Annotated in this window: 12 protein-coding genes; 10 read left to right on the forward strand and 2 right to left on the reverse strand. The window is 47.4% G+C overall.

Translation table 11 applies throughout. The features are described 5' to 3' along the window. Positions 1–111 precede the first annotated feature (111 nt). The 3 genes from EOO49_RS03210 (at position 112) to EOO49_RS03220 (ending at position 3,857) form a co-directional block, all read left to right on the forward strand. On the forward strand, positions 112–2,241 hold the full coding sequence (locus tag EOO49_RS03210) for a tail fiber domain-containing protein (protein WP_290842663.1): 2,130 nt from the start codon (positions 112–114) through the stop codon (positions 2,239–2,241). Between the two features lie 375 nt (positions 2,242–2,616). After that, positions 2,617–3,234 carry an NAD(P)H-dependent oxidoreductase gene (locus tag EOO49_RS03215; RefSeq protein ID WP_290842665.1) on the forward strand — a complete coding sequence of 206 codons (618 nt, stop codon included), beginning with the start codon at positions 2,617–2,619 and terminating at the stop codon, positions 3,232–3,234. 50 nt (positions 3,235–3,284) lie between these two features. Next, a complete protein-coding gene (locus EOO49_RS03220) occupies positions 3,285–3,857 on the forward strand; it encodes a Crp/Fnr family transcriptional regulator (protein ID WP_290842667.1) in 573 nt (190 codons plus the stop codon). Between the two features lies 1 nt (position 3,858). Here EOO49_RS03220 and EOO49_RS03225 read toward each other — a convergent pair whose 3' ends face one another. Further along, positions 3,859–4,113, reverse strand: a complete 255-nt coding sequence (locus EOO49_RS03225; protein ID WP_290842671.1) for a hypothetical protein — start codon at positions 4,111–4,113, stop codon at positions 3,859–3,861. A 25-nt stretch (positions 4,114–4,138) separates the two neighbouring features. Continuing rightward, a complete protein-coding gene (locus EOO49_RS03230; protein WP_290842675.1) occupies positions 4,139–5,137 on the reverse strand; it encodes a GntR family transcriptional regulator in 999 nt (332 codons plus the stop codon). Between the two features lie 98 nt (positions 5,138–5,235). Here EOO49_RS03230 and EOO49_RS03235 point away from each other — a divergent pair, with 98 nt between their 5' ends. The 7 genes from EOO49_RS03235 to EOO49_RS03265 all read left to right on the forward strand — a co-directional run bounded on the left by EOO49_RS03235 (position 5,236) and on the right by EOO49_RS03265 (position 13,935). After that, complete coding sequence (locus EOO49_RS03235; protein WP_290842678.1) at positions 5,236–6,288, forward strand: aldose epimerase family protein; 1,053 nt, start codon at positions 5,236–5,238, stop codon at positions 6,286–6,288. Continuing rightward, positions 6,285–7,382, forward strand: coding sequence for a glycosyl hydrolase 53 family protein (locus EOO49_RS03240; protein ID WP_290842680.1), 1,098 nt, complete (start codon positions 6,285–6,287; stop codon positions 7,380–7,382). The genes EOO49_RS03235 and EOO49_RS03240 overlap by 4 nt, the downstream gene beginning before the upstream one ends. A 150-nt stretch (positions 7,383–7,532) precedes the next feature. Further along, the gene (locus EOO49_RS03245; protein WP_290842682.1) at positions 7,533–8,630 is read left to right on the forward strand and encodes a glycosyl hydrolase 53 family protein; all 1,098 of its coding nucleotides are present in this window, start codon (positions 7,533–7,535) and stop codon (positions 8,628–8,630) included. Then, positions 8,627–9,829 carry a galactokinase gene (gene galK / locus EOO49_RS03250; RefSeq protein WP_290842684.1) on the forward strand — a complete coding sequence of 401 codons (1,203 nt, stop codon included), beginning with the start codon at positions 8,627–8,629 and terminating at the stop codon, positions 9,827–9,829. The genes EOO49_RS03245 and galK overlap by 4 nt, the downstream gene beginning before the upstream one ends. A gap of 620 nt (positions 9,830–10,449) precedes the next feature. Further along, positions 10,450–11,502 (forward strand): UDP-glucose--hexose-1-phosphate uridylyltransferase, encoded by a 1,053-nt coding sequence (locus EOO49_RS03255; RefSeq protein ID WP_290842686.1) that lies wholly within the window; start codon positions 10,450–10,452, stop codon positions 11,500–11,502. Positions 11,503–11,567: 65 nt separating this feature from the next. Then, complete coding sequence (locus EOO49_RS03260) at positions 11,568–12,194, forward strand: response regulator transcription factor (protein ID WP_290842688.1); 627 nt, start codon at positions 11,568–11,570, stop codon at positions 12,192–12,194. A 10-nt stretch (positions 12,195–12,204) separates the two neighbouring features. Beyond that, entirely contained in the window at positions 12,205–13,935 is a 1,731-nt protein-coding gene (locus EOO49_RS03265) for a tetratricopeptide repeat-containing sensor histidine kinase (protein ID WP_290842690.1), read from the forward strand. Positions 13,936–13,964 lie beyond the last annotated feature (29 nt).

Below are 13,964 nucleotides of genomic sequence, written 5' to 3' on the forward strand. Positions count from 1 at the left end.
TTCGTCTTAATTTGTGGCATTTTTGTCGAATAAAAGACCTTGAATTTCAATTTGTTGCTAAAAAAATTACATTTGTCACAGAAAATATTACAGAGTCCCAATCTGCTACAAATGAACAGAGCGCTATTCATACCACTTTTGCTCTTGCTTGGCTTCGGCGCCCGCGCACAGGTCGGCATAGGTACAACTTTCCCGAAAGCACAACTAGAGATTGCGGCTTCGAACCCATCGGCACCAACTGCAACCGATGGTTTGCTTATCCCTAGAATTTCGGTTTTCCCGATTTCAAATCCGACAATTGCACAAGACGGCATGATGGTTTATTTGACCACGACCTCCGGAATTTATACGCCAGGATTTTATTACTGGAACAACGCCGCCGGAATTTGGATCGGACTTTCGGGCTTTAAAGGCTGGGAAACTTCGGGCAACGTAAATGCGGTCAGCGGCACGAATTTCATAGGAACCGTAAACGCCCAAGATGTCGATTTCCGATCGAACAACAGCATCAAAATGCGACTCACGCAACGAGGGCAACTCGAATTCCTCAACACCGGACAATCCGTTTTCGTTGGTGAAATGGCGGGCGAAAACGACGACGAGACCGCGAACCGAAATGCTTTTATAGGGCATCAATCCGGGTTTTCGAATATCGGCGGGAACAACAACATAGGTCTTGGTTACCAATCGCTTTTTTCGAACACAAGCGGCAATTTCAACGTCGGTATAGGGTCGAACGCCATGGGCACGAACACGACAGGTTTCAACAATACGGCAATCGGTTACAACAGTTTGGCCGCCAATACGATCGGAAACAGCAACATCGCAATCGGTTACCAATCGATGTTGGCCAACGTGAACGGAATACTCAATCTGGGCATCGGAAACAACTCGCTTGCGGCAAACGTCACGGGCGCGAACAATTCTGCCATCGGATACAATGCGTTAAAAAACAACGTTTCCGGTAACAACAATGTCGCTCTGGGCGCTTATACTTTAACGGCTTCAACGACTTCGTGGAATACGGCCATCGGGACAAATGCACTGAGAAATACGACTTCGGGCGAAAGCAACACGGCTGTCGGAGCTAACGCTTTGATGACGAATACGACCGGTTTGGGAAATACGGCAAGCGGCACGAATGCGCTGGTCATGAACGCCGTGGGAAGCAACAACACCGGCCTTGGATTTTCGGCTTTGCACGAGAATGCTTCGGGCGATTCGAATACGACCGTAGGATCGAACGCCATGTATTACAACGTTTCGGGATCGGGCAACACCGCGGTTGGCGTTTCGGCCATGATCAATAACGTCAGCGGAAGTTTCAACACAGCCGTCGGACTTTATGCCATGCGTTGGAACACGACCGGAGACAACAATACGGCGATCGGTCGTTTGTCGCTGGCCAACAATATTTCCGGACTTTCCAACGTCGCTTCGGGCATGAACGCGATGGCACTCAACGAATCCGGAAGCAATAACGTGGCATCCGGAAGCGCGGCTTTGCGCACGAATGTTTCCGGAAATGGCAACACGGCTTTGGGTTCGTCTGCGCTTTACGCGAGTTTGGGCGACAATAACACGGCCGTCGGAATCGCGGCTTTGCTGGCGAATGTCATAGGAAACAACAATACGGCGATCGGGAATGCGGCGAACGTTTCGGGCGGAACTTGGTCGAATGCGACAGCTATCGGAAGTGGCGCGATCGTGAACACTTCGAACAAGGTGCGTTTGGGAAATGCCGCGGTTTTGCTCGTGGAAGGACAAGTTCCGTATTTCAATCCATCGGATGCGCGCTTTAAATCTGATGTAAAAAACAACGTGCCGGGACTCGATTTCATCCTCAGACTTAAACCTGTTACTTATCACTTCGATTCGGCGAAATTCCAGTCGCATTTGTCTCAGAATCTGGACGGTCACAAGGATTTATCCGATGCGAAAAATGAAGGTTTCCAAATCGTAAGAACCGGATTTTTGGCTCAGGATATCGAAAAAGCCGCGAACGAAATCGGATACGATTTTGACGGATTGCACAAACCCGATGCCTCGAATCCAACCGACAATTACAGCGTCGCTTACAGCCAATTCGTGATGCCGCTCGTGAAATCGGTTCAGGAACAACAAGCCGAGATCGAGAAATTAAAAGCCGAAAACGCTGCATTGAAATCAGAAGTGCAAGGCAATAAAAAAGCGTTGGAATCGATCGAATCGCGATTGTCGGCACTCGAACGCAAGAAATGAGAATTTTCCATATTCATTTGCCTGAATTTTGGTGAATTGCTTTTCCGCAAAAGCCGACATACGTTTGGCGTGTCGTCGTGATAACGCAGTATGAGTTGTTCCATGGCAATCTGCTGAAATTCAAAAAGCGACGAAAGCTATTTAAAGTTTACTACAAATCAGCAGAAAGCAAACAGCGAAAAGCCGTATTCGAACTCGTTTTCATCTGATTAAATCTGCATCTGTGTCTTCCAACACTTCCGCTACTGCAACTTCTTTTCTGCCGCTGCATTTCTGCAACTGCTACTGCTTTTTCTGCCACTGCCACTGCAAAACTGTGACCTACCTCACACCTCCAATTTGGCAAACCGACGCAAATTTGCCAAAACTTTCACCATGAAAAAAATATTCATCATCAACGGCGCTCAGGCTTTCGCACATTCCGGAGCGCAGTTCAATAACACGATTCTCGATTGGGACAAATCATTTTTCGCGCCCGAAAACGGTTTTGAGCTCCAAACCACGAACGTCGACGAACCTTACGATCTGGCAACCGAAGTCGCGAAATACGTTTGGGCAGATGTCATAATTTACCACACGCCAATTTGGTGGTTTTCACTTCCGCACGCGCTTAAGGCTTACATCGACAAGGTTTTCACACAAGGACATCGCACGGGAATGTATTATAACGACGGACGAAATTCTGAAAACCCAAAGATCAACTACGGAAAAGGCGGCTCGCTCCATGGCAGGAATTACATGCTGACCACAACCTGGAACGCGCCCGAAACCGCTTTCACTTTGGAAGGCGAATTCTTCGAACAGAAAAGCGTGGACGAAGGCGTGATGTTCGGTTTCCACAAAATGAATGCGTTCATAGGATTGAAGCCTTTGGACAGTTTCCACTTTCACGACGTGATGAAAAAAGGATCCGAAATCGAGACCTATCGCGCCGGTTACATCGAACATCTGGAAAGCGTTTTCAAACCAACTTTGGTCGAAAATCTGCAATAATCTGCAATTCAAAAAATACAGAAAGCGTATTCCGTTCGTACTTTCGCGAAATGGAATACGCTTCTTTTTTGCGCACGCACATCGAGAAAATAGTCGCTTTGACCGATGAGGAATTTGCTGAGGTTTTGCCTAATTTCCATCTGACGAAAGTCGCGAAGAAACAATATCTGATCGAGGCCGGAGAAAAAGTACAATCGGAATTTTTGGTCGTGAGCGGACTTTTGAAATCGTTCATCCGCGACGAAAACGACAAAGAACACATTCTACAATTCTCGATGGAAAACTGGTGGGTTTCAGATTATGTCGCTTTCGCATCCAAAGGAATCGGGGAAATTTGCGTGCAGGCGCTCGAAGATTGTCTCGTGCTCGAATTCTCTTTCGCCGACAAAGCAGCGTTGTGCGAAAAACTTCCAAAAATGTACCGGTTCCATCATGAGAAATCGCTTTCGGGATACGTCGCCTTGCAAAAACGCGTGCTTTCGCTGATGAAAAATTCGGCTAAGGAAAAATATGAATTGTTGTTGAGCCAATATCCGCAGTTGTTCCAACGCGTTTCGAAAACCTTGATCGCGCATTATCTGGGCGTTTCAAGAGAAACCTTGAGCCGACTCGAGAAAGGCTAGATCAGTCTTTCGTGCCTTCCCAACAAACAGATCCGTCGGTCACGTTGCCTTGGTCGATGTAATAATCGTAAGTCGCAGCATTGACCTCGATCGTTCCAACCTGGTTTTGCGTCGGACCATAAGTCGCGAAATAGCTGCCCGAACCCGAATTTTGAGTAAGATTCCAAAGTTTGTTAGTGCAAACCTGTTCGCCTTCATTGTCGTTGTCGCAAGCGAACAGAAAGGCGAGGAGCGAAAGGGCGAGAATCTTTTTCATTTGCTTTTTTGGCAAAGGTCACATTTTAGAGCGAGTTGCGCAAGATGAGCGAGCATTTGTTGGCGATGTTGCGCTTTCGGCCTTCGAGCACGAGTTTGGCCATGAGTTTTCCCATGCCTTCGAAATCGGTGGAAATCGTTGTGATGCCGCGTTCTACAACCTTTTTCAGAGGCGTTTCATTGTAGGAAATAATTCCGAAATCGATTCCCGATTGCAGCTTTTGTCTTTTGGATTGTTCGATGACTTTGACCAGATCTCGGTCGTTCGGCAAAATGTAGACTTCACCTTGCCTTATCGTGCGCGAATCGAATTCAGAAAGCACTTCGTGCGCGATATTGAAATCCTGGCAAAAGTTCAGAAATCCTTGTTTCATGCCGATCGGTTCGCGGAATCCGGGGAAAATCAGGATCAACTTCCCGTATTGGTCGAGTCGGCCTTTTCCTTCTTTGAGCGCGGTATAAATATCGGACACGAAATTCTGGTAAACGGCCGGATAATTCGAAAGGCTTTCGCTCGTCTGATCCAAAATAAAAACCTCCGAAGCCGGAAGCGTCTTGATCACTTCGGTCGCGTTGTCGACATTGGCTGGCATAATGATGTATTTCGTGTAGCTTCCGTTGTTGTCCTCGACCAGTTTGGCGAACATCTTGGCGTTGAAATGATGGAACGAAATGTCGACTTGTACGTCTTTTCCGATGTTTTCGAGAAACGAATTGTACAGATCTTCCTTGAACGAATTGAGCTCGTCGAACAGCAGGAAAATCTTTTCGCGAATGCTGATCTCAGTGCTTTTTACGTAATAGCCCTTGGCTGGTATGGCCAGGATGATGCCGCGTTTCTTCATTTCGTCATAAGCGAGCAAAACCGTGTCGCGCGACAATCCGAATTCGAGGCACACTTTGTTCACGCTCGGAAGCCGATCGCCTTTTTGCAAAAGCCCGTCCGATATGGCTTTTTCAAGTGATGCGATGATTTGTTTGTACTTCGGAACGCCCGAATTGGGTAAAATCGAAATCAACTTCATAAGGAAAAGTTTGTGCAAATATATAAAAACTGGTAGGTATCGGTATGATAATTTTGAGGTCTGGGATAATTTTGGATTTCACAATCGCCAAAAAAACCATGAAACTGAAGCAGATATCCAATTTTGTCGAACCGATTTTTGAGAAAGTGTTCGGTTTTGCGAACGGCTACGAACAAGCAGGTTTGTTCACGCTTCAGAATTCGAAAGGCATGGAATTGCGCGTTTCGGACTTTGGCGCGACGGTCACTTCCATCAAAGTGCCGCTGAGGTCGGGCGAAGTTGTCGACGTCGTTCCGGGATTCGAGTCGTTACAGGATTATGTCGATTCGTTTTCGCTTCCGTCGGCGCCCTATTTTGGAGCGACTGTCGGACGTTACGCAGGTCGCATCGGCGGCGGACGTTTTTGCCTAAACGGACGACAGATCATCCTGAACGCAAACCAGAATTTCAACACGCTCCACGGCGGAAACATCGGCTTCAGCCAAAAAATGTGGACGGTGAAACGCTTGGTTCCGGGCAATAATCCGTCGATCGTGCTTTCGCTCGTGAGTCCGAATCTCGATGAGAATTTCCCCGGAAAACTCACGGTCGAACTCACTTATACGTTGACAGAAGAAAACGAGATCGTCGTGGAATACAAAGCCATTACGTCAGAAGATACGGTAGTCAATCTCACGCATCACAGTTATTTCAACCTAGACGGACACAGCGAATCGGTGTTGAACCAGCAACTTTCTGTAAATTCGAAGAAAATGGTCGAGGTCGATCACGAGAATATTCCAACGGGGAATTTTGTTGCGCTTGACGGAAAGGATTTCGATTTCACATCGGCCAAATCTGTTCCGGAAAACATCGACAACACGTTCGCGCTTGAAGCCGATTATGGACTTGCAGCGACTTTGTTCAGTCCAAAAAACAAACTCAAAATGTTGGTTTACACGAACCAGCCCGGCGTTCATATTTATGTTGGCGGAAATTGCTTCGGAAAAATAACGGGAAAAGAAAACGCCAATTATCACAAGACGAGCGGCATTTGTTTCGAGACCCAGAATTTTCCTGACGCGCCAAACAAGCCGAATTTCCCGAACGCAATCCTAAAACCAGATTCGATTTACCATCACAAAACCATATTTAAATTCCAGTCACAATGAACTTCAGAAAATACTTTTTAGCGCTAGGCATTGTCGCGGTTTCCGCCTTGCCGCTAGCGTGTGGCAGCGACGATTCGAGCCCGACTGTTTCAGACGACGATCCGAATCCGCCAGCTGAAACGTTTATCCGCGCCGCCGACATTTCGTTCCTGCCCGAAATCGAGAGCGAAAACACGGTCTATTACAACAATGGTGCGGCTCAGGACGCGCTTACGACCTTGAAGAGTTCGGGCGTGAATTGCATCAGGATCCGACTTTGGAAAGATCCGGCCAACGCGCATTCGGGCTTTCAGGAAGTCAAAACTTTGGCGCAAAGAGTCAGGAACGCAGGTCTGAAAGTTTGGCTAACGGTTCATTATTCCGATACTTGGGCCGATCCCGGAAACCAACAGATTCCATCGGCTTGGAGCGGTTTTTCGTTCGACCAATTGAAGTCGGCGGCGGTCGATTATACGGGACAGATTTTGTCGGAAATCAATCCGGACATCATCCAAATCGGAAACGAAACCAACGACGGACTTTTGTGGCCAAGCGGCAAATTGTCGACGAACGAAACGCAGTCGGTACAACTTTTTTCGGCCATCAGCCAAAAAATCAGAACGCAATCGCCGAACACAAAAATCATGTTGCATTACGCCGGAGTCTCTGGCGCTGACTGGTTTTTCTCGAAAACGGCTTCGGTAGATTTCGACTACATCGGACTTTCGTATTATCCGGTTTGGCACGGCACGACTTTGACGCCTTTGCAGAATCTCGTGAACAGTTTGGGCGCGACTTACAACAAAAAAGTCATCATCGCCGAAACCGCTTATCCTTTTACTTTGGGCTGGAACGATTGGACGAACAACATCGTCGGTCAGGACAACCAATTGGTTTCGGGTTATCCGGCGACGCCTCAAGGCCAGAAAGACTTTTTGCTCGCGATCCGAAATATCGTCGAAACTTCTCCACACGGTTTGGGCTTCGCTTATTGGGGCGGCGAATGGCTAGCTTTCCGCGGAACTCAGGCAACAAACGGTTCTACTTTCGAGAATCAGGCTTTGTGGGATTTCGATCACAATGCTTTGCCGGTTTTGGACGCATTTCACGAGTAAGTATACCTGCGAGGTTTTGGAACTAACCTGCAAGGTTTTTTCAACCTTGTAGGTTTGGTTTAAAAGACCAAATTTGAACCCGATTGTTTTGCAACAAAAAACTACAAGGTTTTGGAAACCTTGCAGGAACACCACGATAAAATTGCCCGAATGAAAAAACTTCTCTTTTTTGTTTTACTTCCGATGCTGACTTTCGCTCAGAAAAAGCCAATTTATCTTGGAGCCGATTTGTCGTACGTAAACGAAATCGAAGACTGCGGAGCGAGTTTCCAATCCAAAGGAAAAAAAGTCGATCCGTATAAATTGTTCGCCCAAAAAGGTTCGAATCTCGTCAGGTTGCGGTTGTGGCATTCGCCCGAAATCAATTCCTATTCAGGTTTCGCCGATGTGAAAAAGTCGATAAAACGCGCCAAGGCAACCAAAACTGCGGTGTTGCTCGATTTTCATTATTCCGATACTTGGGCCGATCCCGAAAAACAATTCATCCCGAAAGCCTGGTCGAAAATCACTGATTTAAACGTGCTTGGCGACTCACTTTACAACTACACGTTGAACACGCTTTTGAAGTTGAACAGCGAAAATTTGCTTCCGGAAATGGTTCAGGTAGGAAACGAAACCAACCAGGAAATCCTGCAGCCGGACAAAACCCACAAAAAGGAAACCGACTGGAAACGCAACGCTTTTCTGTTCAATAAAGGCATTTCCGCCGTGCGCGAAGCATCCAAAATAACGGGCAGGAAAATCGAGATCCTGCTTCACATCGCGCAGCCCGAAAATGCTTTGAAATGGTTCGCTTCCGCAGATAAGAACGGTATCAAAGATTACGATTTTATCGGAATTTCTTATTATCCGCTTTGGTCGGAGTACAAATTTGACCGATTGCCCGAGGCCGTGAAAACGCTCGTCGATACTTACAAAAAGAAATTCCTGATCGTCGAGACCGCTTATCCTTACACTATGGAAAATGTCGATTCGGCCAACAACATTCTCGATAACAAAGCCTTGATCGACGGTTATCCGGTATCGCCATCGGGACAAAAAAAGTACATGGTCGACCTGACCAAAATCGTGGTGAACGCGGGCGGAAACGGCGTCATTTATTGGGAACCGGCTTGGGTGACGTCAAATTGCAAAACACTTTGGGGACAAGGTTCGCATTGGGAAAACGCCACTTTCTTCGATTCAAAAAACCACAACGAGGCGCTCGAAGCCTTCGATTTTTACGACATCAAACACTACAAAAAGTGAAAAAGAAAAAACTCATAGCAAACACGGCAGCACATTTTGCCGAGATTTTCAAATCGCAGCCCGAACACATTTTTTTGGCTCCGGGCCGAATCAACATCATCGGCGAACACGTCGATTACAACGACGGCTACGTTTTGCCCGCGGCGATCAACAAATACATCTGTTTTGCGGTTTCGACCAACGAGACGGGCGAAGTGAATTTCGTTTCGAAAGATTTGTCTGACGCGCACCATTTCCAGCTTTCGGACGACATCAAACCGATGGAAAAAATGTGGGCAAATTACATGCTAGGCGTGCTTTCCCAACTCAAGGACAAAGGCTCAAGATTGCAAGGATTCAACGTCGTTTTTGCCAGCAATATCCCAATGGGCGCGGGTTTGTCGTCATCGGCAGCACTTGAATGCGGCTTTGGCTACATGCTCAACAAATTGTTCAACCTCGGATTGTCCAAAAAGGAAATCGCACTCATCGGACAAAAATCAGAACACACTTTCGCGGGAGTAAATTGCGGGATCATGGATCAATTCGCGTCGGTTTTCGGCAAAAAAGACCACGTTTTCAAACTCGATTGCAACACTTTGGAGCACGATTACCATCCGGCCGAATTCACTGAATATTCGGTGTTTTTGCTCGATTCCAAGGTAAAACACACGCACCTCACGTCCGGTTACAACGACCGCAGACGCGAAGCTGCCGAAGGTCTCGAAATTCTCAAAGCCAAATTTCCCCAGGTAAAAACTTTCCGTGATCTTTCGGTTGCCCAAGTCGATGCTGCAAAGGACGAACTCGGGGACGTGCGCTATCGCCGCTGCCATTTCGTGGTCGGCGAAATCACTCGCGTTCTCGACGCGGTCGAAGCATTGGAAAAGTCCGATTTTCAAAAACTCGGCAATCTGATGACCGAAACCCATAAAGGCCTAAGCGAAGAATACGAAGTGAGCTGCGAAGAAATCGACTATCTCGTAGACCGCGCACTCGAGGAGAAAGACATTCTCGGCACGCGAATGATGGGCGGCGGTTTCGGCGGTTGTTCGATCAACCTCGTCAAAAAAGGAGCCGAAAAGCAAGTCATTGGCCGCATTTCCGAAGCTTACCAAACCAAATTCGACATCGAACCCGCGGTCTACAAAGTCAAGATTTCTGACGGCTGCAAGGAATATAAAAAATTTAAGGGCGTTGCGCCGGCCACGAAACAATAGCACAAAGCAGTTGCAGTACAAGGCCGCCGCCGGGCTGGATGGCACTCGCTGTTCAAATCTTTCAAGGAGATTTGAACGAGCTTAAACAAAGCCACCATCCCTAACGCACTCGACTGAAAAAGAATTCCCGATCCAAGCACAAAGCCCACCAACCAAAATGTTCTTACAAAGCCAGCCAATACCCACCGTCAAAGACACACCTAAAAGGTTGTTTCGAAGCCACATTTTTCCAAAGCGAAGCGGAGGAAAATGTCAATAAACACTTCCAATTAGTCCGGCATTTGAGCGTTTTGGCGGGCACCTGACGTCTTGGAAATTCGTGAAATGAAAGGCTGTTTGAGCGACCCAAAAGTAAGTAGTTTGGAAAAAAGGTGCCCGCGAGTTCCTTTCATTTCCGAATTTCCAAGGCTGTCAGGTCGCCAAAATCGGTCGTGCCGCGAGCCTTTTTGCTTCTTTTGCGGCGAGGCAAAAGAAGTCCCGCGGAAGGCGACGAAAGAAATTCAAAGCCCACGACGGCGCAGCCGGCGAATAAAAAACACGACGGCGCAGCCGGCGAATAATATCCCAAGCTAGCGAAGCAAGTTAGAGCAACGAGCGAAGCTCGTCAAAAACAAACAAAAATGAACAAGTTCAATCACAACAACGACCCACACCGCCGCTACAACCCACTAATAAAAGAATGGGTACTAGTATCCCCACACCGAGCAACCCGCCCATGGCAAGGCCAAACCGAAGCAGTAAACGAAGAAAAACGCCCCGAGTTCGACGAAACGTGTTATCTGTGTCCAAGTAACGTGCGAGCAAACGGCGAACAAAACCCAAAATACGAATCAACATACGTCTTCGACAACGACTTCGCGGCCTTAAAACAAGAGGAACTCGAATTCGAACAAAACCCAGACGATATTTTCTTCAAAGCGCAACCCGAAAGAGGCATTTCACGCGTGGTCTGTTTTTCGCCACGCCACGACCTGACTTTACCTGAAATGGATTTGGAAACTATTGAAAACGTCGTAAAAACCTGGCAGTTCCAATATGAAGATCTGGGCAAGATCGACTTTATCAACCACGTCCAGATTTTCGAGAACAAAGGTGCGATCATGGGTTGCTCGAATCCGCATCCACACGGGCAAATTTGGGCCCAATCGTCGCTTCCGACCTTGGTCCAGAAAACGCAGGACAGTCTTTCGGCTTATTTCCAAAAGCACCAAAAAACGTTGTTGGAAGACTATTTGAAACAGGAATTGGCCAAGAACGAGCGCATCGTTATCGAGAACGAACACTTTGTCGCGCTCGTCCCGTTTTGGGCAATTTGGCCTTTCGAGACGATGATTCTGTCCAAACGACCAATTTCCAAAATTACCGATTTTACGACGGCTGAAGTGTCTGATTTCGCCAAGACCTTGAAAGAACTGACGGCCAAATACGACAACGTGTTCCAAACCTCATTTCCGTATTCATCGGGAATCCACCAAGCGCCAACCGACGCAAAAGACCATCCGGAATGGCACTTCCACATGCACTTTTACCCGCCGTTGTTGCGATCGGCGACGGTCAAGAAATTCATGGTCGGCTACGAAATGATGGGCGAATCACAGCGCGACATATCGCCCGAGAAAAGCGCCCAATTGTTGCGCGAATTGCCAAGCATCCACTACAAATCGGCGAAATAGCCTACGCCTTTTTACGTATTTCCCAAAGGGTTGCCTATCTTTAAATTTGTGGCAACCCTTTTTGTATGAAGAAAAAGATTTGCATAGTGGAAGACGATCGCGACCTGCGCGAAGCCTTGAGCATGATGATCCAATTCACTGATCGTTACGAGCTCGTCGGGAGTTTCGAGAACGCCGAAAGAGCGCTTGAAAACATTCCGTTTCTCGAGCCAAACGCCATCATGATGGACATCAATCTGCCGGGCGAAAGCGGGATTTCGTGCGTGAACAAATTGCAGAATCTTTCCCCTGACAGCCTTGTCATGATGTGCACGTCATACGAAAACGACGACAAGGTTTTCCAAAGTCTTGAAGCCGGCGCCACGGGTTACATTCTCAAAACAGAAGGTCCGGCGAATATTCTCAAGGCGCTGGATGAACTTTTAGACGGCGGAAGCCCTATGAGCAGCGTGATCGCAAGAAAGGTCGTGGCGAGTTTCTCGAGATTCGAATCCCAGAACAAGATCGTCGAATCGTTGACGCAACGCGAGAAGGAAATCCTGAACCTGCTCGCCAAAGGCCAAATGAACAAGGAAGTTGCTTATGCGCTCGACATCAGCGTCGGTACGGTTCGAAAACACATTCAGCACATTTACGAGAAATTGCACGTGAACACTCGCGTCGAGGCCGTAAATCTGTATCTTAAACGCTAAATTCTTCGGCGTGAGAACTTTCTGGATTCTTTTTATTTGCTTCGGATGCCAATTCTTGTCGGCACAAACCGCATCGGAATACAAATCCTGCAAAGACGACAACTGCAGATTTTTGTCGGCGTTCAAAGCAGCCGAACATTTCCTCGAAACCGACCAGATCGGGGAATCGCAAAAGTGGTTGCAGCAAGCTAAGGACAATCATCCGCCAACTTCGGTCGACACTTCGGCCTATTTCATGCAAAGTCTGCAATCGGAACTTTTTTACTACACGGGTTTGTACCAATTTGGCGTCCACGAAGCCGACAAAGGTTTGTCTGTCGCCAGAAAACTCAAGGATTCACTATTGATTTCAGATGCATATTTTTTCAAGGGAATCAACGAATTCGAGCTCGGCGACTACAAAGCCTGTGAACGCAATTTGATGTTGTCGCACAAATTCTATCCGAAGAAAAATCCCAAAAAACACATTCGCGCACTCGTCAAAAAAGAGTACATACTGAACAATCTGGCCCAATTGTACGTGACCGAGAAGCGATTCGACCAAAGCCAAAAGTTCAACCAGCAAGCTTATGACGAAGCGCTCCAGAACAAAAGTCGGCGCGGCATTCCGAATGCGTTCCAAACTTTCGGCTTAATCAACCTGTATCAGAACAAAAAACAGAAAGCGCTCGATTTTCTGCAAAAAAGTACGGTTTCAGCAATCGAGGCGAACTACCACGACATCGAGTTGATGAATTACGGCTACATGATGATGTGTTGCGAAGACCGGAATTGCCCCGAGAATTTCTATGAAAAAGGGAAAGATCTCATCGCCAGAATCGAGGTCAACAAAGCTTTTCAGCGTCTTTTTTACAGTTCAGCCCGCGAGGTTTTTGCCAAACAGCAGCACAACGAAAAACTGCTCGAGGTGCAAAGTCGCATCATTTCGCTTGAAACCGAAAGGCGAAACAACAACAATACGTACATTCAGGACATTGCCAACCAGTACATCAAAAGTGAAAATCGGCTTCTGAATCTGCAAATCGACGAACTGCGACGCCAAAGAAACATGACGTCCTTGCAACTTGTCGCGGCTTTGCTTGCGATGGTGATCTTGTTTATGGCAATGTTGTTCATCAGACGAAAAAGCCAGTTGCGAAAGACGCTTCTCGAGCAAAAGAACGAGATCAGCAAGGACTTGCACGACGATATCGGTTCCGGTTTGAGCAGCATTTTGATCAACGCCGATCTTCTTGGGAAACTTCCCGATTCTAACGAGCGCCAGCAACTGCTTTCAGGGAAGATTTCGGCCACGGGAAAAGAAGTTTCCCAAAGATTGCAAACGTTCATTTGGTCGCTCAACAACGAAAACAACGCACTGCGCGACTTTTGCGAATACGTGCGCCAATACGCGTTCCGGTTTTTCGAAGGAACTACGATCGCGTTCCATTATCACGAAAACATAGAGATTTCTGCCGACACCGAAATCAACGGACACGATCGCAAAAACCTGTTTTTCTGCATAAAGGAAACATTGAACAATGCTATGAAACACTCAGGCGCGAGTTCGGTTTCGGTATCGATTTTGGCCGATCGCAAATTCCTCACGATCGCGATCCACGACGACGGAACCGGAATGATCGACGAGAATCGTTTCGGCAACGGACTCAAGAACATCCGCAATCGCGTAAGCCAACTCAACGGCACGCTCGAGTTCTCGAACCAAACCGGACTGGAAGTAAAAATCCAGATTCCGTTCTAGACGACCATACGCCAAACTGCGTATTTCAA

The sequence above is a fragment of the Flavobacterium sp. genome (genome assembly GCF_004295795.1).
In the GTDB taxonomy this organism is placed as follows: Bacteria; Bacteroidota; Bacteroidia; order Flavobacteriales; family Flavobacteriaceae; genus Flavobacterium.

What these genes read in the sequence shown, in the direction of transcription:
- EOO49_RS03260 (WP_290842688.1), top strand. Translation starts at nt 11,568, where the DNA reads ATGAAGAAAAAGATTTGCATAGTGGAAGACGATCGCGACCTGCGCGAA.
- EOO49_RS03210 (WP_290842663.1), top strand. Translation starts at nt 112, where the DNA reads ATGAACAGAGCGCTATTCATACCACTTTTGCTCTTGCTTGGCTTCGGC.
- EOO49_RS03230 (WP_290842675.1), bottom strand. Translation starts at nt 5,137, where the DNA reads ATGAAGTTGATTTCGATTTTACCCAATTCGGGCGTTCCGAAGTACAAA.
- EOO49_RS03255 (WP_290842686.1), top strand. Translation starts at nt 10,450, where the DNA reads ATGAACAAGTTCAATCACAACAACGACCCACACCGCCGCTACAACCCA.
- EOO49_RS03225 (WP_290842671.1), bottom strand. Translation starts at nt 4,113, where the DNA reads ATGAAAAAGATTCTCGCCCTTTCGCTCCTCGCCTTTCTGTTCGCTTGC.
- EOO49_RS03240 (WP_290842680.1), top strand. Translation starts at nt 6,285, where the DNA reads ATGAACTTCAGAAAATACTTTTTAGCGCTAGGCATTGTCGCGGTTTCC.
- EOO49_RS03220 (WP_290842667.1), top strand. Translation starts at nt 3,285, where the DNA reads ATGGAATACGCTTCTTTTTTGCGCACGCACATCGAGAAAATAGTCGCT.
- EOO49_RS03245 (WP_290842682.1), top strand. Translation starts at nt 7,533, where the DNA reads ATGAAAAAACTTCTCTTTTTTGTTTTACTTCCGATGCTGACTTTCGCT.
- EOO49_RS03215 (WP_290842665.1), top strand. Translation starts at nt 2,617, where the DNA reads ATGAAAAAAATATTCATCATCAACGGCGCTCAGGCTTTCGCACATTCC.
- EOO49_RS03235 (WP_290842678.1), top strand. Translation starts at nt 5,236, where the DNA reads ATGAAACTGAAGCAGATATCCAATTTTGTCGAACCGATTTTTGAGAAA.